The following is a 22,631-nucleotide window of genomic DNA, read 5'->3' on the forward strand; positions in this document are numbered from 1 at the left end:
GCACTCCTCCAATGGGAGGTTAAGACATGCTGTTAGATTTCTTCAAAGAAAAGAGTGAATGGAAATGGAACCGGTGCATACATGTGTCGAGGGAAAAGAAGATGCTCCCTTTGAAAGTCGCAATTAGCGGCTTTTTTGTTTTATTGGTACAAGTTCTTGTCTCGATTGCCGATAAGGACAAGAACATGAGCCGATTACCGATTAGATAAATATCTAACTAAGTTTCCATGCAATTTCATTAAACTAACGGGCAAAGGTGGAATAGACGCCACAGTTGTTGGAACAAAAGCCGGATAGCAATGTCATCCGGATTCCAGTGGAAGATTCATATTAATCTGAGTAGTAACCTACCTAACGCATGTAAAAATCGGACTTAACAAAAATAAAAGTACAGCAGCGTTACATCTTTTGAATAGGGCACGATAGTGTGAACACTCAACGGAGATGTTAATCCTGATAATATTACAATTACAGCTAAAAAACCATATATTTCATGCTGACCAAGCAATTCTGACTAGGAGTTTTCGGAAGATAGCAGGTAAGCCAAATATCAACTCTGTCGGGAGAACTTCTTCGACGGGATCGAGGGTTGCATCCAGATTCAGTCCCGTAATCAAATCATTGACAGGCTAGGCAACTCGGAGACGGTGGGTATACATCTACACTACCCGGTTGCTTGGTTTCGGTGACATTTTATTAAAAAAGCGATTTCAAAAAAATATTGAAACGTTTCCAATTTGGTGTTATGATGATTTCCATAAAAGAGAGAATAAGTGGGGGGTTAGATGTCTAGTATCAAAGATGTTGCCAATTTGGCTGGCGTAGCTGTGGGAACTGTGTCCCGCGTCATTAACAATTCGGGCGCCGTCAAACCCGCAACGCGTAGAAAAGTCGAGCAGGCCATACAAGAGTTGAATTATATTCCTAATGAAATTGCTCGTAATTTTAAAATGCGGAAGTCCAAGATGGTAGCCTTGTTGCTGCCGAGTATCTGGCATCCCTTTTTCTCCGAGCTTGCTTATTATATTGAAGATGAGTTGGATCGGGAAGGTTTTAAGCTCATGCTTTGCAATAGCGGCGGCAAACCCGAAAAGGAATTGTATTACCTTGATATGCTTCAGCAAAACAAAGTGGCAGGTATTGTCGGCATTACTTATAACGATATCGAAAATGACGTGAGTAATGACATCCCGATTGTCAGTATCGACAGGCACTTCAACAAGAAAATTACATGCGTTACTTCGGATAATTATGAAGGAGGGCGCCTGGCATTAAGGGAGCTTGTCAAGGCGGGTGCCCGTAAACCGGCTTTTATGGGAAGCGTCACTTCCGTTTTCAGTGAAACTATGAACCGGAGAGAAGGTTTTATTCATGAAGCCAAAGCCATGGGGGTCGACTATGTTATTTACGAAAAGCCAGACCCGGTTGTAGATGATGATGCCTATTATGGTGAGTTTCTTAATGAGTATCGGGACGTTGACGGCATTTTTGCCATTACGGATATGTTTGCTGCCAAGTATATCGAAAGAGCAGGTAGGCTGGGCATTCGTGTTCCGGAGGATGTAAAGGTCATCGGATATGACGGGATTCAGGATCATCCGTATTTCCATCCGATATTGTCAACGATCAGACAGCCTGTAGAAGAGATGGCACGTACGACGATCAGGCTGCTCTTCAAAAAGATCGATGGTGTAACATTGGACCGGGAAGTTTATCGTCTTCCGGTCATGTTCAGACAAGGTGAAACGACGTGATTGTTCGACAGAATTAAAAGCTGTACCCATTAATTTAGTATTGGAAAAACATCAACTGCCACGGCTGTTTTACCGGTGGATTCATCGGGTGACGTTTTTCTTATGTAAAATTGGAAACGTTTCAATTAAATTGGAAACGTTTCAATAGCATAAAATCATTTTACGAAAAAGGGGAGTATGACGGTGATTTCACGAGATTCCGGGGGGCAACAACCCCTCATCAAAGAAAATCGTAAAACTTGGAGTCGAGTCAAACGCAACTATGAGCTGTATCTGTTCCTGCTGCCGATTATTCTGGTTTATCTCCTTTTCAAGTACTATCCGATGTACGGGGTACAAATTGCATTTAAGGATTTTTCACCGAGCCAGGGTATTTGGGGCAGCGAATGGGTGGGTTTCCAGCACTTTATAGATTTTTTTAATTCTTATAACTTCTGGACCATCATGAAAAATACGCTAACACTCAGTTTTCTATCGCTTGTATTTAGTTTCCCTGCTCCGATTATTATCGCGATCATGCTGAATCAGATGCTGGGCAAACGATACAAGAAATTTATCCAGACCGTCATTTATGCGCCGCACTTTATTTCTACCGTTGTACTCGTCGGTATGCTCCATGTTTTTTTATCGCCAAACAGCGGACTCGTGAATCTCATCATTACCTGGTTCGGTGGTGAGCCCATTCTATTCATGGCTGACGAAGGATGGTTCCGTCCATTGTACATTTTGTCAGGCATATGGCAAGAGACTGGTTTTGCCACGATTATATACCTGGCTGCGCTCGCTGGGGTCAATCCCGAACTGCATGAAGCAGCGATTATGGATGGAGCAAGTAAATGGAAGCGGATATGGTACGTAGACATTCCGTCCATCTTGCCAACCATTGTTATTCTGTTAATTCTCGCGCTGGGGAACGTCATGAGCATCGGTTTCGAGAAAGCATTTCTTATGCAAAGCGATCTGAACTATGCGACTTCGAATATTATTCCGACCTATGTATATGAATTGGGGATTCAGAAGGCGCAGTACAGCTTTTCCACGGCCGTCGGGCTATTTAACTCCGTCATCAATATCATTCTAATTGTCACCGTCAACCGGATCGCCAAAAAATTAACGGAAACCAGTCTTTGGTAGGGGGGGATTCACTTTGAACCAGTTATTGAAGAGAAAAAGCAGAGGAGATGCATGGTTCGACGCCATCAACTATTTCTTCTTAACCGTAGTTATGCTGATCGTTTTATTTCCGCTGTATTTTGTGCTGATTGCCTCATTCAGTGATCCCAATCTTATCTATTCGGGGGAAGTATGGTTATTTCCGAAGGGCTTCACGCTTGATGGCTATGAACGAATATTCAACGACTCCTCCATTTGGATCGGGTATGCCAACTCCTTGTTATACGCGGGTGTTGGAACCTTGATCGGAGTAGCGGTTACCGTGTTTGCTGCGTATCCGTTAGCCCGTAAGGATCTGGTTGGAAGACCTGTTATCATGTGGTTTTTATTGATCACCATGTTTTTTAGCGGCGGGTTGATCCCTACGTACTTGCTAATCAAGGATCTTCACATGCTGAACACGATCTGGGCACTTGTGATCCCAGGTGCCGGCGGCATCATGAATGTCATAATCGTAAGGACCTTCTTCCAGTCATCCATTCCGGATGAAATGTGGGAAGCTGCTTCGATCGACGGTTGTTCCAACACCCGATTTTTCTGGAGCATTGTATTGCCTTTATCCAAGTCCATAATAGCCGTCATGGTGCTGTATCATGTCGTCGGTTTCTGGAACGGTTTCTTTGACGCTCTAATCTATTTAAATGACGAAAGTAAATATCCGCTGCAACTCGTCCTGCGCAACATTCTCGTTCAGAATCAGGTGAACTCCGGCATGATGGTGGACGTGGAGTCCTATGCCGCGAAGATGCGAGTTACGGAGCTGATTAAATACGGTGTCATCATCGTATCCAGTCTGCCGCTGCTGATTCTCTATCCTTTCTTGCAGAAGTACTTTGTCAAAGGCGTAATGATCGGCTCGATCAAGGGATGATGTGATCATGGTACTTGAAAGGGGGGATGTGCAGCAGAATCGATTAATCTGCATCCAGACCACTCCAGTAGAAGAACAAAGAAAGTTATCTAGTTTGTGTCACGATCTAAAGGGAGGTTATGTACGATGAAATCTATATTTAAAAAAGCGGGAATTCTTATGCTGGCCGGAGCGTTTGTGCTGAGTGGATGTTCAGGCGGCAGCAAAGACCAGTCAGAAAATCCCGATCAGGCTGCGAATTTCAACAAAACGGGTCTTCCCATTGTGAATGAACCGGTATCGTTAAGGATGGTATCCCCGAAAGCCGCATTGGCGCCGGAGTATTCGGAAATGGAAATTTTCAAGCGATTGGAAGCGGAAACGAATGTCAAGATCAAGTGGGAGAACATTCCGGACACCGACTTTGCAGAGAAGAAAAATTTGCTGCTGGCCAGCGGAAACTTACCGGATGCTTTTTACGGAGCTGGATTTTCCGATTACGAGCTGGTTAATTACGGTGAAGATGGTACCATCCTCCCACTGGAAGATTTAATTGATCAATATGCGCCTAATCTGAAAGCGCTCTTAGATCGCCGGCCTGACATCAAGTCCTCGATCACGGCACCGGACGGGCATATTTACGGGCTGCCTTCGTGGGAAGAGAACAACCTTGGAACGAATCCCTTCTTTCACGTTATCAATAAAAAGTGGCTCGACAACCTGGGGCTGAAAATGCCGCAGACGCTGGATGAATATACGGAAGCACTAGTTGCCTTTAAAACGCAGGATCCAAACGGCAACGGCAAGGCCGACGAAATTCCGTTGAGCTTTATGCACATGCAGTGGTGTATGGATATTGCTGGCATATTCGGAGCTTTTGGACTTCCGGATAACATGGAACATCGAATCGTGCGCGACGGAAAAGTGATCTTTACCGCTACGCAGCCTGAATACAAGGAAGCGTTAAAATATTTTCATGAAAAATGGTATAAGCAGGGCTTGATTGATCCTGAATCTTTCACCCAGGACGCGGCTCAGTATCTGGCCAAAGGGAAAACTACTGTCGAAACGCTCGGCTCCTATATCTGGTGGGAAGTGGATGAGGTGGTCGGACCGGAGCGAAGTGAGGATTATGCTTTGCTGTCTCCGCTTAAAGGACCGAACGGCGATCAATTAATCGGTCGCGGCAACGGTGGCGGTCCAGGACGCGGCGCTTTCGTGATTACAAAAGAGAACAAGAATCCGGAGATTACAATGCGTTGGATCGATCAGCAGTATGAGCCATACATGGCTGCTCAAATTCACTGGGGTCCGCTGGATATCGTATTTGAGAAAGACGAGAATGGGAAACTGGTGAATTTGCCGCTTCCTGAGGGTACTTCCGCAGGCGAATTCCGTCAAAAAGTGGCTCCGGGCGCAGGTGGACCTGGCGTCATTACGATCGAAGATTTGGGAAAAGTAGTTGATCTGGAGCCTAGAGCCCAGCAGCGCGTAAAAGACTTGGAGAAATATTATGATCCTTATATGGAAAAGGAAAACTATCCGAGTATCTTTTTTGAGCCGGAGGAACTGGACAAAATCAATAGAATTGAGCCCGAATTGATTAAATATGTCAATACCCAACGTGGAAAATTCATTGTTGATGGCGGCGTAGATGAACAGTGGGACAGCTATGTAAAGACGCTGGAGAAAATGGGTTTGAACGAATTGATGGAGATCTATCAAAATGGGCTGGATCGTTATTACGCAAATCTAAATAGATAAATAATCAAACGACAGGTGGGGAGAAACTGTGCTTGATGTAATAGCCATTGGGGAACTATTGATAGACTTTACTCCGGCAGGGCGTTCAGACGGTGGTAACGAGCAGTTAGAATGCAATCCCGGAGGGGCTCCAGCTAACGTCGCAGCCGCACTAGCCCGTTTAGGAGCCAAATCTGCTTTAATCAGCAAGGTTGGTAAGGATCACTTCGGTTCGTTGCTGCAAGGCGCGTTGCTCAGCTGCGGGGTCGACGTGAGTGCGCTTTCGTTTACGGATGAAGCCAAAACAACGCTGGCATTTGTCCATTTGGATGACAGCGGAGACCGATCGTTCAGCTTCTACAGGCAGCCGGGAGCGGATACTTTGTTGCGCTCGGAGGATGTCCCGTTTGACAGGATTAGGAACTGCCAGGTGCTGCACTATGGTTCATTGTCGATGACCCATGAGCCGGCACGCACAGCAACAAGAGCGGCAGTCGTTATGGCTCAGGAGGCTGGAGTTCTGCTTTCATTCGATCCAAACATCCGGTTTGCGTTATGGGAGAGTAAGGAGGAAGCGAAGCAGAATATCCTGTGGGGCATGAAGCATGCAGACATTTTGAAAATATCAGAAGAAGAGCTTTGCTTTATTACGGGTATAACCGATGTTGAAAAGGGATCACTCATGTTACAGCAACAATTCGGCATCGCCTTCATTGTCGTTACGATAGGTGAACAAGGCTGCTATTACCGGTTGGCTGCTCATGAAGGTTATGTCCCGGGTTTCCAAGTGAATACCGTCGATACGACGGGGGCCGGTGACGCTTTTCTAGGCTGTTTGCTATATAAAATACTTGAATTCGATATTTCTTTAAATAAACTAGAAAAACAGCAAATCATCAGCATGCTGACTTTTGCCAATGCTGGCGGAGCATTAGTGACAACACGGAAAGGGGCTCTTCAATCAATGCCGACGATAGATGAAATCAATAAGATCATGGAGTCACATAAACAGATGGATGAGAGATTTAGACCGGGATTTCATTTTTCGCCTCCTTCCCATTGGATGAACGATCCGAACGGATTAGTCTATTACGAGGGAGAATATCATCTGTTTTATCAGCACCATCCCTTTAGTAATCAATGGGGGCCGATGCACTGGGGCCATGCCATAAGCCAGGATCTGATTCACTGGCAGCATGAGCCTATCGCTCTGTTCCCGGACGAGCACGGAGCCATATTCTCCGGCTGCTGTGTAGTTGACTGGAATAACAGCAGTGGACTTTTCGCGGGCACCCATGGATTGATTGCGATTTTTACTCATGCGGACACATGTCCAGAGACCGGACAGCCCCGCCAGCGGCAAAGCTTGGCTTACAGCAGCGATAAAGGCAGAACCTGGAACAAGTATGAGGGAAACCCGGTTCTTGCTGATCCTGATTTGGTGGACTTCCGGGACCCGAAAGTGTTCTGGCATGCACAAAGTGAGCGGTGGGTAATGACCATTGTCGCCGGGGACCATGTTCGGTTTTATGGATCAGAAAACTTGCGTGATTGGTCGCTTACAGGGGAATTCGGCCATGAGGAAGGCTCGCATGATGGTGTTTGGGAGTGCCCGGATCTCTTTGAATTGCCGATTGATGACAGCGGACGTTATAAGTGGGTGCTTGTCATCAGCATTGGGGATAGCCCTTCCTGTCCGGAAGGATCACGCACGCAATATTTTATCGGCGAATTTGACGGAAATACATTCATTAACGACAATTCGCCTGATCATATCATGTGGCTGGACCATGGTCGGGACAATTATGCAGGGGTCACCTGGTCGGATATGCCTGAGCAAGACGGACGGCGCGTGATCATCGGATGGATGAGCAACTGGAAATATGCCAACGAGACGCCTACCGGTGCCTGGAGAGGCGCAATGACGCTGCCGCGCGTTTTGTCATTGACCCAACGGGATGAGGCCATCGTGTTAACGCAAATGCCTGTCCGGGAAACCGAGCAGCTTCGAAAAGAATCGAAGAACTGGAATAAACTCACGGTTGCACCTGAGTCACCTTACTTGCTGAAGACGAAGGATGACTTGCTGGAAATCGAAGCGGACATCGATATTCAATCCGCTGGGGAGGTTTATATCAAAATGCAATCGTCCGGGCAAAGTGAGACTTCAATCGGATATAATCCTGTACGCCAATGGCTATTCATCGACCGTTCCAAATCAGGCATGACGGATTTTCACGCGTCGTTTGCGTGTAAGCATGGCGCCAGATTGGTTCCGAATAACGGGAAAATCAGGCTGCGTATCTGGCTGGATCGCAATGCGGTTGAAGTGTATGCGAATGAAGGGCTGGTTGCTCTCACGGATCAAATTTTCCCGGATGCCCCGGTGAATGAGATTTCCATCAGTACGGAATCAGGGCAGGTTGTGCTGAACTCGCTCCATATCCATGCACTTCAGTCTATTCAAACTTCCAATAACAACATAGGAAAGACATCAGGGAGGGATGAAGCGTGAGCCAAACATCCGACAATCAGGGACTGATGATGTATTGGCCATTCGATGAAGGAACCGGAACCAATGCGGAGGAGAGCATATCTCAAGTACGGGATGAGATTCAGTATGTATTGAATCAAGCCGAGTTTACGGAATCCTTCGATCCGCAGTGGAGACGGGGAGTCATGGGCAACGGGCTGCTGTTCGATGGTTACTCGACCTACATTGCCCATCGATTTAAAGAGGGAGATGCGAACCGGAAGACCGAATATCGGTCAGCACTGAGCATCGGAGTATGGGTGGCTCCCCATTCCTATGAATGGGGCTTTGAAGGTAAGCTGTCAGCCATCGTGAACCGCTACAACATGGATCGCCGACAAGGTTATCTGCTGGGCATGTTTCGTCATGGCACCTGGTCCTTCCAAGTCGGGCTGGAAGGAGGAGACTGGAAAGAACTTTGGTCGCCGGACGGTCTTGAACTGCCCAAAAACCAATGGTCTTATATAAATGCTGTGTTCGATGGAAATCAGGGTGACATGAAATTGTATTTAAACGGCAGCGAAATCGCTTCGGTTGAGCTGCCCCGTCATTCCCGTTTGGCTGAAGCGGTGGACACGGAACTGCTCATTGGCAAAAATAACCACAGCAGCAAATGGGCAGGAGTGTTTAGTCTTCATATGTTTAGCGGTATCATGGATGAACTCAAGATTTATAATCGCGCTTTGAATGCGGAGGAGATTTCCGAAATTTATCAGCAAGTATTGAATGATGCCTGCGGAGGAGTCTATCCACAATTAGCATATGATGAGATCAAGCTGGATCGGACGCCCTTGCTTATGGATCGACACCGACCGCAGTATCATGCCAGCCCGCCTGCGCATTGGATGAACGAACCCCACGCGCCGATCTATTTTGATGGTCTTTACCACCTATTCTATCAACATAACCCACTCGGGCCATTTTTTTACCACATTCACTGGGGACATTGGGTAAGCGAGGACCTGGTGCATTGGCGTGATCTTCCTGTGGCATTAGCCCCTGAAAAGGATCAGCTCGCACCGGATGGGGTCTGGTCGGGAAGCGCGACCTATGATGCAGACGGCCATCCTGTCTTGTTCTTTACGGCGGGTAATGACAGTGCTTCGCCGAATCAGAGCGTGGCGCTTGCACGAAGCACCTATTCCCGGGATGGAGATCGGGATTTGGTTCATTGGGTCAAGCATCCGGTGCCGCTCATCGTACAGAAGAAGGGCATGGGCGCATTCGGGGATTTCCGGGATCCGTTCGTGTGGAAGGATGAGGACGGATGGTTTGCTTTGGTCGGGTCCGGCATCGAAGGCGAAGGTGGCGCAGCGTTGGCTTTTGCGTCTCAGGATATGCTGAATTGGACATACAAAGGGCCGTTGTTTCAAGCGGATATTCAAAAGTTTCCTTATCTTGGCCCCATCTGGGAGCTTCCCGTGCTTCTTCCGCTCGGCAGCGACAAGCAGGGCCTAGACAAACATCTTTTGCTGGTCAGCCCCGTGGGACAGGGAGCGGATGTCGAGGTATTCTATTGGATCGGGCAGCTTGACAAGCAAAATCTATCATTCATTCCGGATCAAGAGGAACCGCAATTGATTGACGTTGGTGATTTCCATTTTACCGGCCCGAGCGGAATGGTTGATCCGAAGACCGGCAGAAAAATCATATTTACGATTGCCCAAGGCGACCGGACGCTCGAACTGGAATATCAATCGGGTTGGGCTCATAACGCGGGTTTGCCGCTAAGCGTGTATTTAAGGGAAGATGATCGTTTGGGTATTGAGCCGATTCAGGAGCTTCAATCGCTGCGGGGCTCCAGAAGGCTATCACTCCGGGACAGATCATTGGCAGAGGCTAATGAACGGCTTCAGGCTGTTCAAGGCGATATGCTTGAGATCCAATTGGAAATGGAGCCGGGAAGCGCCAAACAATTCGGACTCAAGATCCGGCGCACGCCGGATGGAGTAGAAGAGACCCTGCTGTTCTATGATATGAACCACTCCACGTTCTCTGTCGATCGAACCAAAACCACACTTCACCCGCGAGAAAAGTGCGGAGGAATTCAGGGCGGCCAAGTGGATCTCCTTGGGGAGAATCTAAAACTTCACATTTATTTGGACCGCTCTATGGTCGAAGCCTATGTTAACGGATTGAAAAGCCTGACGACCCGGGTATATCCGAGCCGTAAGGATGCTTTGGGACTTGAGATTTGGGGAGACGGCAGTCTGACGGTCAAATCGATGGAAGTATGGGATATGAAGCCCATTTGGTAAGAGAGGAGACATTTGATATGAATCAAACGGTGCAGGCTTATACGTATCAAGACCTCGTGAAACGATTGTATGATCTTGAATCGCTTGCTGTACCGCCGCAGGCCGGCGAGAAATCGGGATGTTTCTCAAGCTTTGACCGGAGCTCCATTTATAATGCCGAGACGGGCTTATACGAGAATTGGAGCGCCAATGATGACGGAGGAGGTTTCATTCGTAAGGAAGGCGACAGCATCGTCGCCATGGAACTGGACGGCCCCGGTGTCATTTGGAGATTCTGGTCCGCGCTTCCCGAGGATGGACATATCCGGGTTTATATTGATCATGCCGATACCCCCGTGATTGATCAGCCTTTCCGGGATTATTTTGAAAAGTTCAATCAGGAAGGGCCGCCATCCAATTTTCCGAATCTGTCGCCAACATTGTCCCGCGGAAGAAACTGCTTCATCCCCATCCCGTTTCAAAAACACTGCAAGGTGCTGTTGGATCAAGGTTGGGGGGCTTACTATCACATAACCTACACCACCTTCCCTGCCGGAGTCCAACTGCCTTCCTTTAATGGCAGCATCGACAAGGAATCGGCTATTGCACTGGCTGAAGCAGACCGGGTTTTACAGCAAAGAGGAACGTACTCATTTATGAAAACGGAAGAGTCCTCTGCCGAGAGGGTTACGGTTTCCGTACCGGCAGGTGGTAAAGTGTTGCTTATGGATAAACAAGGAGCCGGTGCTATTTCCATGATCCGGATGAGGACAGACCTTGGGCGAAATAGCGAGGAACAGCAGCGCATCATGGCTAGGCAATTAGCTATCTTGATGAAATGGGACAATGAAGAAACACCTTCCGTATGGGCTCCGTTGGGCGATTTTTTTGGCAGTGCGCCCGGGATCAAGCCGTACCGCTCTCTGCCTCTCGGCATGAATGAACATGAAATGTACAGTTATTGGTACATGCCGTTCTCGGAAGGGGCGAGGATTGAAATTGAAAATGACGGGAGGGAGGCATGCGAGATTTCGGCGGAGATCTTGTATACTCCTCTATCCAAGTCTCATGCGGACAACCTCCTGCGTTTTCATTCCAAATGGCATCGGGATGATTATCTGGATCTGGATGCGGAGCGCTTCAAGGAAGGCGGAGACCGCTGGCCGGATTGGCCTTTGCTGCTGACGAGAGGCCTGGGAAGGTTCTGCGGCGTTCATCTGCATGTGTACAATAGCTGGGAGAAGCCGGATGAGGAAGCCGACGACTGGTGGTACGGGCTTTGGGATCGAAAAACGATTGACTGGTGGTGGGGAGAAGGGGACGAGAAGTTTTTCGTGGATGGCGAATCCTTTCCCTCAACGTTCGGAACGGGCAGCGAGGATTATATCGGCTATGCATGGGCGGCCGAGCCGCCCTTCCCGATGTTTGACAGTGCCTTCGCCAGCCAGCCTTTCATCGAACTCGATGCGAACGGTCATACCTCAGTCAATCGATTTCATATTTGCGACAATATTCCCTTCATGAACTCATTTGAGGGATTTATCGAGAAATATAAGGGGAATCATTGGGGCGCCAATAACCAATGTGTGTATGCCGCCACCGTTTACTGGTATCAGGAGCGGGGTACAAGCGATGCGTACATGCCCGTTTCCTTGTATGAACGATTAAGCCACTTAAACCATCGGGAGGGATGAAGATGAAGGAATTTTTCTATCGACCGGAGAACGCCTGGGTAGGGGACGTGATTCCCTATTATGAAGATGGGGAGTTTAAGCTGTTCTATCTGCACGGCTGGCGGGATAACTACCGGGAAGGCCTTGATCACGGCTGGTATCTTGTTGGAACGAAGGACTTCGTCAATTATCGGGAAGAAGGACCCTGTAAGATTGAAGGCGGCACCGGTCATATTCTGAAAGTGGACGGTATCTACCATATGTTCTATTGCATATTCCCACCGGGCAAGCAGCTGGTATGCCATGCGATCAGCAGCGACTTGAAGACCTGGGAGCCCATTCCCGAGGATACCTTTGCAGCTGACGACCGCATCTATGAGCTTTCCGATTGGCGCGATCCCTTCGTGTTCTGGAATGAAGAAGAAGGCCAATATTGGATGCTGCTTGCGGCGATGGCGAAAGGGCCGACCAATCGAAAAGGCTGCACCGCGCTGCTGTCATCCAAGGATCTGAAAACCTGGGAGTACCGCGAACCCCTGTACGCGCCGAATCTGCACGTGGGGGCTCACGAATGCCCCGATTTGTTCCGAATTGGGGATTGGTGGTATTTGATCTACTCCTCTTATACGGGAAGATTTGCAACATTTTACCGAATGAGCCGAAGCCTGAATGGCCCTTGGATTACCCCGATGGAGGATACTTTTGACGGAAGGGCCTTCTATGCGGCCAAATCCGTGGCTGACGGACAGAAGCGTTACCTGTTCGGTTGGAATCCGACAAAAAACGACGATTTATTCGGGTGGAATCCACCGAAGTCCCTTGGCAAGGATTACGACACTTGGGATTGGGGCGGGAATCTGATCGTGCATGAGATCGTGCAGCGTCCGGATGGCACCCTCGGAGTCAAAGTGCCGGAAACGGTCGATGCTGCATTCAAAGAACCGATGCCCGTGCGTTTTAACCTTGTTGAGGGAGCGTGGCACGATTCAGATGGCTCGCTCTCCTGCGAGGCACCGTATGGATTTGCCGGCTGCACGACCCGGGAGGATCTCCCGGATCAATGCAAGATATCCGCGCGTGTTTCATTCTCCGAGCATACACAAGGACTTGGGTTCATGCTTCGAACAGAAAACACCTTGGATACGGCCTATTATGTCACGCTCGAACCGCAACGGAATCGCCTTACCTTCCGGGGGCAGATTATGCAGTCGGAAGAGGGAGGAAAGACGTTTCCGTATGAGGTAGAGCTGGAACGTCCAATTGAGCTTATTTCCGATCGTTCCTACGAAATCAAAGTGTTTATGGATGGATCGATTTGCGAAATTTACGTGGATGAGAACATAGCGATGAGTGCCAGAATGTATGATATCCTTCGAGGAAAGCTTGGCTTGTTTGTCAGTCAGGGCAGTGCACAATTCAGCGATGTTAAAATCGAGACCAGAGGATAGTATAAAAAAAGCCGAGCAGGGGACCTCATCGTTCTCTGCTCGTGTCATGCAAATGTTCACAACAAGGCAACTTTTTATCGCACAATCCATAAAGAAGCAAGAAGTGTTGGGTGACAAAAACATAGTAACATTAGAAGCCGCTAATTATGCGGCTTTTTATATTTGTGTTATCAAGTTCTTGTCAAACACAATGACAAGAACTTGATAACATTCCCGACGGATGACAAGAACATGGTTACATTCCCGATATGATTTCATCGACGGCGGCAGACGCCCTTTTATTAAACTAACGGGCAGGGTAACGGAATGAACCATCGAATATCTTCTATCCAAGAATTCGAAATCTTATGGAGGAAAAACAATGATTCTGGGGACTGTGGTCACTACAATTTAATCTGGGTAGTGATGTCGGGGGACAAGAACAAGAGCCAATTACCGATTAGATAAGTACCTAACTATGTTTCCCTGCAAACTCATTAAGCTAAAGGGCAGGATAGTTTAATTAAAACAAATCTCTCTAACGCAAAAGAAGCATTCAGACCCGACGTCTTAAATGCTTCTTTTGCATCCCAATTTATGCGGAAAGTTTCTTTCTTCTTACAAAACGTCTGTCTGCTAAATAAAGAACGAACAGAGTCACCATGCCGACACCGATCGGTATGCCGAACGCTTCATATGAAAATGGCGCTCCTTCAAGTTTCAAGTGGCTCGTGGCACGGTACTCGAGCCGCTTAGCGGCGAATTCGGCGGTCCGGACATCTTCCTGCCTTGCCAGATCTTCAAACGCTGGTTCCATCGCGAACCGCTCGGGCGAATCGGTGTGCAGGTAAAGCTGTTCAGCCTCTCCACCGTCTTCGTTCCAGTTTCGAATATCGCCCGCAGCGACCGTCTTTACGTTCGGGCCTACGAAAATCATTCTGTCGAGCTTCGGAGCATCTGCAATTTGATATCGGGCGATGAGATCGAGACCATACCGGGTCACGACCGGTTCGCGTTTACTTGATACCGTTATTGTTGTCGTCGTTCCGGAAGCCCCATAAGTGTCAAAAGCTGAGGATAACATGAGTTCGTCGGCACCGTCATACAGTAGGATCCCGTCTTTTTTCTTGCTCCATTGAAAGGCGTTGTTCAGAATATATACGACATCGCTCAATCCGGCTGTGAAAGGCTTCATTTGCGGATGTTGAACAAAATGGTAGGAAGGGTAATTCATATCCTTCGCCACTTTCTCAGCAGTCGGCTCACCCATTTGCTGGGAGATGACGTACAGGGATGCATCGATCCCCGATGTCAACCCGGCAGACGAGACCAAATTGCTGTCAGCCACATAACGCTGGTCTCTCTTCCAAGTTACCTCGCTATATTTCTTTTCTAACCTGCCGATATCTCCCCAGTGCGTTGCTGCAGATTTTCCATCCAGCAGGCCGGTATCGGCCAAATTCTCGGCACCATTGCAGATGGACAGTAATGTCGTTTCTTTGCCCGAGTGCTTCCTTATCCAATCGCGGACAGGCTTGTATTTCGCTTCATCCAAAATCGGCATGAAAGGGATGACGATAATATCCGGACCTCTACTCGTCAATTGATCTAATTCATCAAAAGTATAATGGGGTACGATATCAAGTCCGCCTGTCAACGATTTGACGTTTTTGTCGGGCGCAGCCGCAAACACATTGTATGAGCCTGTCATGGAGAACATTTCGTAAGGTACAAGGAAATCGAACACCTCGGTCACTTCATTCGCCAACATCACGGCTACTGTGGGCTTTTTCGAATCATAGGCGGCAGCTTGGACGCTTTGTAAAGAAGTAGGAACCGGCTTATCGTAAACCGACATTGACTCCTGCATCGTACGCATGTAACCGACCGCTCCGGTTCCTCCTACTACGAGAATCGTCACGCATGCATATACAACGAAACGCCATACTTTTTTCATTTTCTCTCTCCTTTAATCAGTAAGTAAATATTTGTTATTAACTTTCCCGATTAAAGGGTATCAAGAAAAGAAAAATTGAAAAACCATCCGAAGACGGTTATTTTCCCCGACTTAGGTCCAGGCAGAGTTTATATCCGGGTAACGCATGTCGTTACATTATCATAATAGCTGACCAGACCTTTTCTGAATATTACTCAAAAGGGCTATTCAGCTGATCAATGTGATCGGCTGCTTTGATAATATTAGCTCTATATACTCTGATTCACGTCATGGTCAATTACTTCTTTCAGCTCTCTTTTAATAGAAACTGACAAAATAGTTTCTCAACCTTATAATTGTTATACATATCCTATTGAGACACTTACCGGGAGGACGGCATGCAATTTCAACCAATCTATGATGATGGAAAATTACTTCTACCGAAGATCAATATAAATATGACATTGAACCAATCGATTGGCATTATAACGGACTTGAAGCGAAAGCAGCTTTTAATGAATCAATTAAAAGATCATTCCCAATATTATTTATTTCGAGCAGGGCAAAACGAGTATATGCATTTGACGGTGGGAGAGCTGATCGCTTTTCTAATCAATGTGACGGAGAGGAATGATCGCGTCGCTTTGTTAATGGATTATTTTGCTTTAAAAGAAGAACGGAAGGTAAAAATCAAAGGTTTAAGTTCATCGAAAAGGATGTATGTGACATTGCTGCGTGTCTTTTTTGCACATCAGCCTACAATTGTGTTGGAGGAACCTTATTTTTATTTGGAAGAAGAAGAGCGTCGTCATTTTAAACGGATTTTGGATGAGCTTTCGAAAGAAAAGCAGATTTTAATTTTAACCTCGAATTTAGAGGATGCCATGATTTCCTGCGATGCCATTTATCGCTTGAACGAGCTCGGATTTCATCCCTTGGATATTCGGGACTCGGAAGAGGATAAGCAGGAAGCGCAGGAACAAGATCGGGCCAATATCACCCTGCAGAAGATTTATACGAAAAGAAATGACAAAGTGATTTTATTTGATCCGCCTGAAGTCGATTACATAGAAAGTGTAGACGGCTCGATCCTTGTACATGTAGCTGGAGAAAATTATGTCTGTGCATTGACGCTAACCGAACTCGAACAGAGATTGTTAAATTATGGATTTTATAGGTGCCATCGATCCTACATCGTTAATCTGCAAAAAGTAAGAGAGATTATTACATGGACAAAGAATAGCTACAGCTTGCGATTAAATACGGGCAAAGATGCCGTGGTTCCGTTATCCCGATCAAAATTGCAGGAATTAAAAGCGCTTCTTCAGATTTAATATGTTTGCGAAGCAAACATAACTTCGTAAGCCTATGCCATTTCCGGGGCAATATCGAACCCATCAAGCATTCCAGGGTACCATTCAGGCTAAAATAGCTACATTTCGGCGAGTTTTGATGGCTGAGAGCATGTGATATTTATATGCTTAAGGCAATCAACGCTAAGGAAGTGGTGTTCATGGATGTGATCCAAGTCGAGCATATTCGAAAGCGATTTGGAAACAAAGATGCTTTATCGGACGTGTCCTTTTCTATTCCGAAAGGGGAAATTTTTGGTTTCCTGGGTCCGAGCGGTTCGGGTAAAACGACATTAATCAAAATTTTAACGGCGCAATTAAACCCGACAAGCGGACAGGCCAGCGTATTTAACCAGCCGACGGAGATGATGCAGCAGTCTGCACTGAAGATGCGCTTTGGCATTTTGACGGATAACAGCGGTCTATACGAGAGATTATCGATTGAGGAAAATCTGGAGCTGTATCGTCAGTTATATGATCTTCCTAAATCTTCGATCGATAAGGTACTGCAGTTTGTGAACTTAAGCGGAGAGCGAAAAAAGAAAGTCAACCGCCTATCGAAAGGGATGCGCCAGCGTGTCTTGTTGGCATGCGCGGTGATCCATGAGCCGGAATTATTATTTTTGGATGAGCCTACTTCGGCTTTGGATCCAGTAAACTCGGCTCATATTTATAAGGGCTTACGCTGCTTAAACGAGAAAGGGACAACGATTTTTTTAACGACGCATGATATGGCTGAGGCGGAATTGCTATGTAACCGTGTAGCGATTCTGTATCAAGGACAAATCCAAACCATCGGCTTACCCAGGGAACTTAAAAAACAGCATCGGGAAAACGTAGTGTGCGTTGATTTAATTAATGGGGAAGCCTACGAGCTCCCGATCGATGAGGGGACGGCCGTTCAAATCGCCGATTGGATGAAACTAGGGTTAATTGAGCGAATAGAAACGAAAGAGCCAAGTCTAGGTGATATCTTTATTAAAATGACAGGAAGTGAGTTACTATGAGTATCTCATTAAAACGTGCTCGAGCGATATTTGTGAAGGATTACAAAGAGTTTTCACGCAATTATGCGATCTCCTTTAGTGTGATTGTTCCAATTCTTTTCGCGTTTCTTTTTCGAAGTGCAGGCCCGTCTTTGCCTGGAGCTATCGGATTTCTCCTAAATACTTCGTTTGTGTTATTGACGTGTTTAGTACAAGCATGCTTGATTGCGGAAGAAAAGGAGCGAAACACTTTACGATCCTTAATGATGACTCCTGCCACGACCATGGATGTGTTAATCGGTAAAAGCACTTTAGTCTTTATAGTGTCCGTTGTCGCTCTGGCTATTGGCGTGTATATATTGGGCTATGAACCAGCTAGTATATGGGCATTTGTAGCAGCCGTCATCTTTTCGATAATTTTGTACACAGCCGCCGGGACGATATGCGGTTTATTTTCCAAGACGCTGCTTGAAGCCTCATTATCGATAATACCTGTGGCGCTTGTATTCACTGGGGCACCATGGGGAGTGTTGCTGGCGGATGATTTTCCGATCTTCAAAGTGCTGGAGTATGCACCAAGCGTTCAACTTGTAAGATTGCTGGATATACAAAATATAGGCTTTACGATGGAAAATTTATTAAAACCTCTCCTCATTATTTTGGCATGGACAATAGTATTAACGATTGTGTCGGTTGCTTTGTATCAACGACGGTTAAAGGATGAGTAGGAGGGAGCAAATTGATGAATTTAGCCGTCAAGCTAATGCAAGTATTCAAAGACCGCGAAACCCGGCATAAGGTGAAAGGCTATCGGGAGAAAGCGGAGATCATCAGGAAACGGAATTTGGAAGCATGGGACGATAAGCAGCTGCAAGCGGAATCTCTTCGGCTAAAAAAGGAAGCAAAATCGGGTACGCCTTTGGGCGAGTTGCTTGTCGATGCCTATGCGCTAGTCTGCGAGGCAGCGAAGCGAACGCTCGGATTAAAGCCATACGATGTCCAGATCATGGCTGCCGTTGCTCTGCACGAGGGACTCTTGATCGAGCAGCATACCGGCGAAGGAAAAACGCTCTCTGCGGTTATGCCTGCTTATCTAAATGCACTAACCGGCGAAGGCGTTCACGTGCTGACGTTTAACGATTATTTGGCACATCGAGATGCGGAGTGGATGGGCCCAATCTATCGTTTCCTCGGGTTAACGGTAAAATCCGTTCAAGCGGGCATGAGTCTGTCAGAGAAACGGGAAGCGTACGCCGCGGACATAACCTATGTTACGGCCAAAGAGGCGGGATTCGATTATTTGCGCGACACGATCGCACTGGACCCAGCCGATACCGTGCATCGTCCTTTCCACTACGTCATCGTCGACGAAGCGGATTCACTGCTTCTAGACGAAGCGCGGGTGCCGCTGGTCATCGCCGGCGATCCGGAATCTTCCAAGAACAATGGCATTCGTTTCGCAGAAGTGGCTAGGCAGCTTGAGCAAGATAAACATTACGACTTCGACGAGTTCAAGCGGAATGTTTATTTGAATGAAGCGGGCTCTGCGAAAGCGGAATCACTACTGGGATGCGGCAATTTGTACGAAAGCCATAATAGTCATTTGTTATCGTCATTAAATTGCGCCCTGCATGCGGAATCGTTATTAATAAAAGACGTCGATTATATCGTCAAGGACGGTAAAATCGAGCTGATCGACGAATATACCGGCCGCGTGGCGGAGAACAGGCATTTGCCGGACGGACTGCAATCCGCGCTTGCGGCCAAAGAAGGGCTGCAGTCCTTAACCGGCGGGAAAATTCTCAGTACGATTACCCTTCAACACTTCCTTAGCTTATATCCGAAGATTTGCGGAATGACGGCTACCGCGCACGCTTCCGCAATGGAATTCGAAAATATTTATGCGCTGCAGGTCACGCAAATTCCGCCGAACCGGCCAAACATACGGATCGACCATCCGCACCGGATTTATACACATAAAGAAGCCAAACTTAAGGCACTTGTACAAGAAATATCGTCCGCCCATAGGGCGGGACGCCCAATTCTCATTGGTACGTCGAGCGTTAGGGAGTCTGACATGCTGGCGAAGGCACTAGCGGCTGCCGTCGTACCTTGCCATGTTCTGAATGCGAAAAACGATGCAAAAGAAGCTGAGATCATCGCCAAAGCTGGAGAAATCGGTGCCGTAACGGTGTCTACGAATATGGCAGGACGCGGCGTAGACATTCGGCTCGGCGGCGGCAATCCTACGCAAGCAGAAGTTGTCGCCAAGTTAGGCGGGTTGTACGTGATTGGTACGCATTTGCACGAAAGCGTGCGGATCGACAACCAACTGCGTGGACGATCCGGCCGCCAAGGCGACCCGGGAGCTTCCGTATTTTTCGTAAGCTTGGAGGACGATTTAATCCTTCAGTTCGGCATCGATAAAGCGATTCCGCCTAAATATCGCGGTCTTAGGCAGGAAGAAGCACTCGAAGAGTCGGTGCTCTACAGCAAAATTACGCATATTCAGCGCGTTATGATGGGCCAAAACTTCCATATCCGCCAGGAACTGAACGGTTATTCGGATATGGTGGAGGAACAGAGGCGTATTTTATACGAGGAACGTCTCCGAATTTTGAAAGGCGAGACAAAGATGAGCCCTTCGGAGCAGCGGGTACGGCTTTATTATATCGACAAGTTCTGGGCTGAGCATCTGGCATACGTTTCTTACATTCGCGAAAGCATCCATTTGACAAAACTTGCTAACCGTAATCCAATCGACGAATTTCATGCGCAAATCATCCAGGCCTACGAGCAAATTCCCGCTAAAATAAATAGAGCGTCGGCCAAAATGCTCGTAAAGCTCGAAGGCTCGAATGATCCTGCGAAGTGGGAAGAGTTTGGGCTGAAGAGCCCTACTTCCACTTGGACTTATATTATCAACGATCAATACATGGAATACTTGCAGAATCGCGGTTCATGGAACCCAGGGACGATCATCGCTTATTGGATTCGCAAGATGCTGAGGCCGGTATTTGGGTGGTCAAAATTTTGATCGAGTTGAGGGTACATAGAATATAATAAGAGTGGAGAATTGGGTTCTATATTAAATAGGCATTGTTGGAGTCAGTGCACACCGATATTGGAGTGACAACGACTCCATGCTGAACAAACCAGCGCAACACGACCTGGGCGAAGGACCTGTTGTGCTTTTCTGAGATTGAGACCAGGACCTCGTTACCGAACATGTTTTTGAGTCATTTCAGCAAACTGACACAATCCATAAAAGCTTTAGTTTAAAAATGTCGGGTGACAAAAACATAGTAACATTAGAAGCTGCATAATCAGCGGCTTTTTATATTTATGTTATCAAGCTCTTGTCAAAACACTATGACAAGAACTTGATAACATTCCCGACTGATGACAAGAACATGGTCTGAGTGAAAGTCGCTATTTTAACGACTTCCATACTACCAAGAAGAGCTTTTCATTAGGAGTTTTGGTTTAATGATTCTAAAGAAATTTGGATTTTGGTTACCGCTTTTTAGTTTATTAGTGTGCATATATAATGCTACAGGAGAGGATGACAAGAACCTACTACTGTATTTTACTAGTCCACATTTAATGTTTATTGAAAATTATACCTCGATTGGCCGTCAATTAGATGGAATATTGGTACTTTATATAATCAATATAGTTGGTTGGTTAGTAATAGGCATAATTATCGATTCAATTGTTTTTGCGGTCAAGCGAAAATAACTTAATTGAAGTTTAAACTAACGGGAAACGATAGCTCAATGAAGACATATAGAGGCAGCCGGCTTTTTGATCGTCTGCTTCTTCACAACTAACGTGCAGGATAGTTTCAAAAGTTTAGAGAATACCCTACATATGGAATTATTTACGAAGTAGTGATTAAGACGTTATACGACAGTCTCTAAAATACATAGAAAAACATAGAAAGAAATTATTGAATGATCATTAGGACTGTTTCATTGTGTCTAATTCGATGAGGCGATCAAATATTAGTTGAAGAAGCATATGATAAAGCCGTAAACAAGATTTTTTATCGACCGGTTGTTGGAACGGTTGAGTATGGAGAGAATAGTAAAGAGACAATAATTCGAGAAGTAAAAGAAGAATTAATCGATACAAGTTCTTGTCCTTAGAACAAATTAGGCGGCCAGTGGACGTAAATTAACAAGGCTGGTCATGTCTATCTGATTAAAAGTATTACTTACTAAGTTGTGCGCAATAACTACGTGGAAGAGGGCAATGTCGCCAGCAATGAATTCAGCCCCAGCATGGCTCATAATAATATGAATAGTTGTCTTCTTTCTTCGCGGAAATCGCAGAATGTAGTGTCAAAGTCAGATGTTCGGTCAGAAAATTTATTTTTAGAATGAACAGGTTCGCAATTGATAAGAATCTTATTCCTTCTATAGAATGTATAATTTATTCATTGCAGTTAGAAGTCAAATTAGAAGGAAAGGAAGGGAATGGGGACATGATTATTAAAGCAGCCCAACTTACGATTCTAGTGAAAGATCAGGAGGAAGCCAAACAATTTTACACGGAAAGACTTGGTTTTGAGGTATGCTCGGATATGGAATTTGGACAGGGATCGCGATATCTGACGGTCGCTCCGAGAGAGGAGAATGAAACCTTATTTGAGCTGGTAAAGGCGGACACACCGGAGCAAATCGCTCTGATAGGTAAACAGAGTGCTGAACAAGTCCTAATCATGTTTGAAACAGATGACATCGAAAGAGACTATAATGAAATGAAAGAAGGCGGCGTCGTGTTTAACGGAGAACCAGTTCCAGTTCCAGGAGGAAAAGGAGTCGGTTTTGAGGATTTGTATGGTAATCAATTTGACTTGTTTCAACCTGAGTAATGGACACAGTTAAATGATATGTGTCAATATAGTAACATTAGAGGCCGCAGATTTGGTATTATCCCCTTTTAGTAGACAAGAGAAAAAA

Annotated in this window: 15 protein-coding genes and 1 pseudogene; 14 read left to right on the top strand and 2 right to left on the bottom strand. The window is 46.4% G+C overall.

Annotated features, from left to right (window positions below):
* The first annotated feature begins 26 nt into the window (after positions 1-26).
* From BMX45_RS19265 to BMX45_RS19305, 9 genes are all read left to right on the top strand, one after another.
* Complete coding sequence (locus BMX45_RS19265) at positions 27-209, top strand: hypothetical protein (RefSeq protein WP_090911075.1); 183 nt, start codon at positions 27-29, stop codon at positions 207-209.
* Between the two features lie 576 nt (positions 210-785).
* A complete protein-coding gene (locus BMX45_RS19270) occupies positions 786-1,754 on the top strand; it encodes a LacI family DNA-binding transcriptional regulator (protein WP_090911076.1) in 969 nt (322 codons plus the stop codon).
* A gap of 177 nt (positions 1,755-1,931) precedes the next feature.
* Entirely contained in the window at positions 1,932-2,888 is a 957-nt protein-coding gene (locus BMX45_RS19275) for an ABC transporter permease (protein WP_090911077.1), read from the top strand.
* 13 nt (positions 2,889-2,901) lie between these two features.
* The gene (locus BMX45_RS19280) at positions 2,902-3,798 is read left to right on the top strand and encodes a carbohydrate ABC transporter permease (protein WP_090911078.1); all 897 of its coding nucleotides are present in this window, start codon (positions 2,902-2,904) and stop codon (positions 3,796-3,798) included.
* Between the two features lie 126 nt (positions 3,799-3,924).
* Positions 3,925-5,541: an ABC transporter substrate-binding protein gene (locus BMX45_RS19285; protein ID WP_090911079.1), complete on the top strand. Its 1,617-nt coding sequence runs from the start codon at positions 3,925-3,927 to the stop codon at positions 5,539-5,541.
* A gap of 28 nt (positions 5,542-5,569) precedes the next feature.
* On the top strand, positions 5,570-8,035 hold the full coding sequence (locus tag BMX45_RS19290; protein WP_090911080.1) for a PfkB family carbohydrate kinase: 2,466 nt from the start codon (positions 5,570-5,572) through the stop codon (positions 8,033-8,035).
* Positions 8,032-10,311, top strand: coding sequence for a GH32 C-terminal domain-containing protein (locus BMX45_RS19295; RefSeq protein WP_090911081.1), 2,280 nt, complete (start codon positions 8,032-8,034; stop codon positions 10,309-10,311). Before BMX45_RS19290 ends, BMX45_RS19295 begins: the two co-directional genes overlap by 4 nt.
* A 17-nt stretch (positions 10,312-10,328) precedes the next feature.
* The gene (locus tag BMX45_RS19300; RefSeq protein WP_090911082.1) at positions 10,329-11,984 is read left to right on the top strand and encodes a glycoside hydrolase family 172 protein; all 1,656 of its coding nucleotides are present in this window, start codon (positions 10,329-10,331) and stop codon (positions 11,982-11,984) included.
* Between the two features lie 2 nt (positions 11,985-11,986).
* Positions 11,987-13,411, top strand: a complete 1,425-nt coding sequence (locus BMX45_RS19305; RefSeq protein ID WP_090911083.1) for a glycoside hydrolase family 32 protein — start codon at positions 11,987-11,989, stop codon at positions 13,409-13,411.
* A gap of 574 nt (positions 13,412-13,985) precedes the next feature.
* On the opposite strand, the gene BMX45_RS19310 is transcribed toward BMX45_RS19305, so the two are convergent.
* Positions 13,986-15,347, bottom strand: coding sequence for a DJ-1/PfpI family protein (locus BMX45_RS19310; protein WP_090911084.1), 1,362 nt, complete (start codon positions 15,345-15,347; stop codon positions 13,986-13,988).
* 377 nt (positions 15,348-15,724) lie between these two features.
* Here BMX45_RS19310 and BMX45_RS19315 point away from each other — a divergent pair, with 377 nt between their 5' ends.
* The 4 genes from BMX45_RS19315 (at position 15,725) to BMX45_RS19330 (ending at position 20,701) form a co-directional block, all read left to right on the top strand.
* Positions 15,725-16,660 carry a LytTR family transcriptional regulator DNA-binding domain-containing protein gene (locus tag BMX45_RS19315; RefSeq protein WP_090911085.1) on the top strand — a complete coding sequence of 312 codons (936 nt, stop codon included), beginning with the start codon at positions 15,725-15,727 and terminating at the stop codon, positions 16,658-16,660.
* Between the two features lie 179 nt (positions 16,661-16,839).
* A complete protein-coding gene (locus BMX45_RS19320; RefSeq protein WP_090911086.1) occupies positions 16,840-17,685 on the top strand; it encodes an ABC transporter ATP-binding protein in 846 nt (281 codons plus the stop codon).
* The gene (locus BMX45_RS19325) at positions 17,682-18,392 is read left to right on the top strand and encodes an ABC transporter permease (RefSeq protein ID WP_090911087.1); all 711 of its coding nucleotides are present in this window, start codon (positions 17,682-17,684) and stop codon (positions 18,390-18,392) included. Before BMX45_RS19320 ends, BMX45_RS19325 begins: the two co-directional genes overlap by 4 nt.
* A gap of 14 nt (positions 18,393-18,406) precedes the next feature.
* Positions 18,407-20,701 (top strand): preprotein translocase subunit SecA, encoded by a 2,295-nt coding sequence (locus BMX45_RS19330; RefSeq protein ID WP_090911088.1) that lies wholly within the window; start codon positions 18,407-18,409, stop codon positions 20,699-20,701.
* A 79-nt stretch (positions 20,702-20,780) separates the two neighbouring features.
* Here the strand turns inward: BMX45_RS19330 and BMX45_RS31865 are convergent.
* A pseudogene (locus BMX45_RS31865) lies at positions 20,781-20,897 on the bottom strand (aldo/keto reductase); the annotation flags it as partial.
* Positions 20,898-22,153: 1,256 nt separating this feature from the next.
* Between BMX45_RS31865 and BMX45_RS19345 the strand changes: the two are divergent.
* The gene (locus BMX45_RS19345) at positions 22,154-22,543 is read left to right on the top strand and encodes a VOC family protein (protein WP_090911286.1); all 390 of its coding nucleotides are present in this window, start codon (positions 22,154-22,156) and stop codon (positions 22,541-22,543) included.
* The last annotated feature ends 88 nt before the right edge of the window (positions 22,544-22,631 follow it).

The organism is Paenibacillus sp. cl141a (genome assembly GCF_900109305.1).
Classification (GTDB): Bacteria; Bacillota; Bacilli; order Paenibacillales; family Paenibacillaceae; genus Paenibacillus_AQ; species Paenibacillus_AQ lautus_A.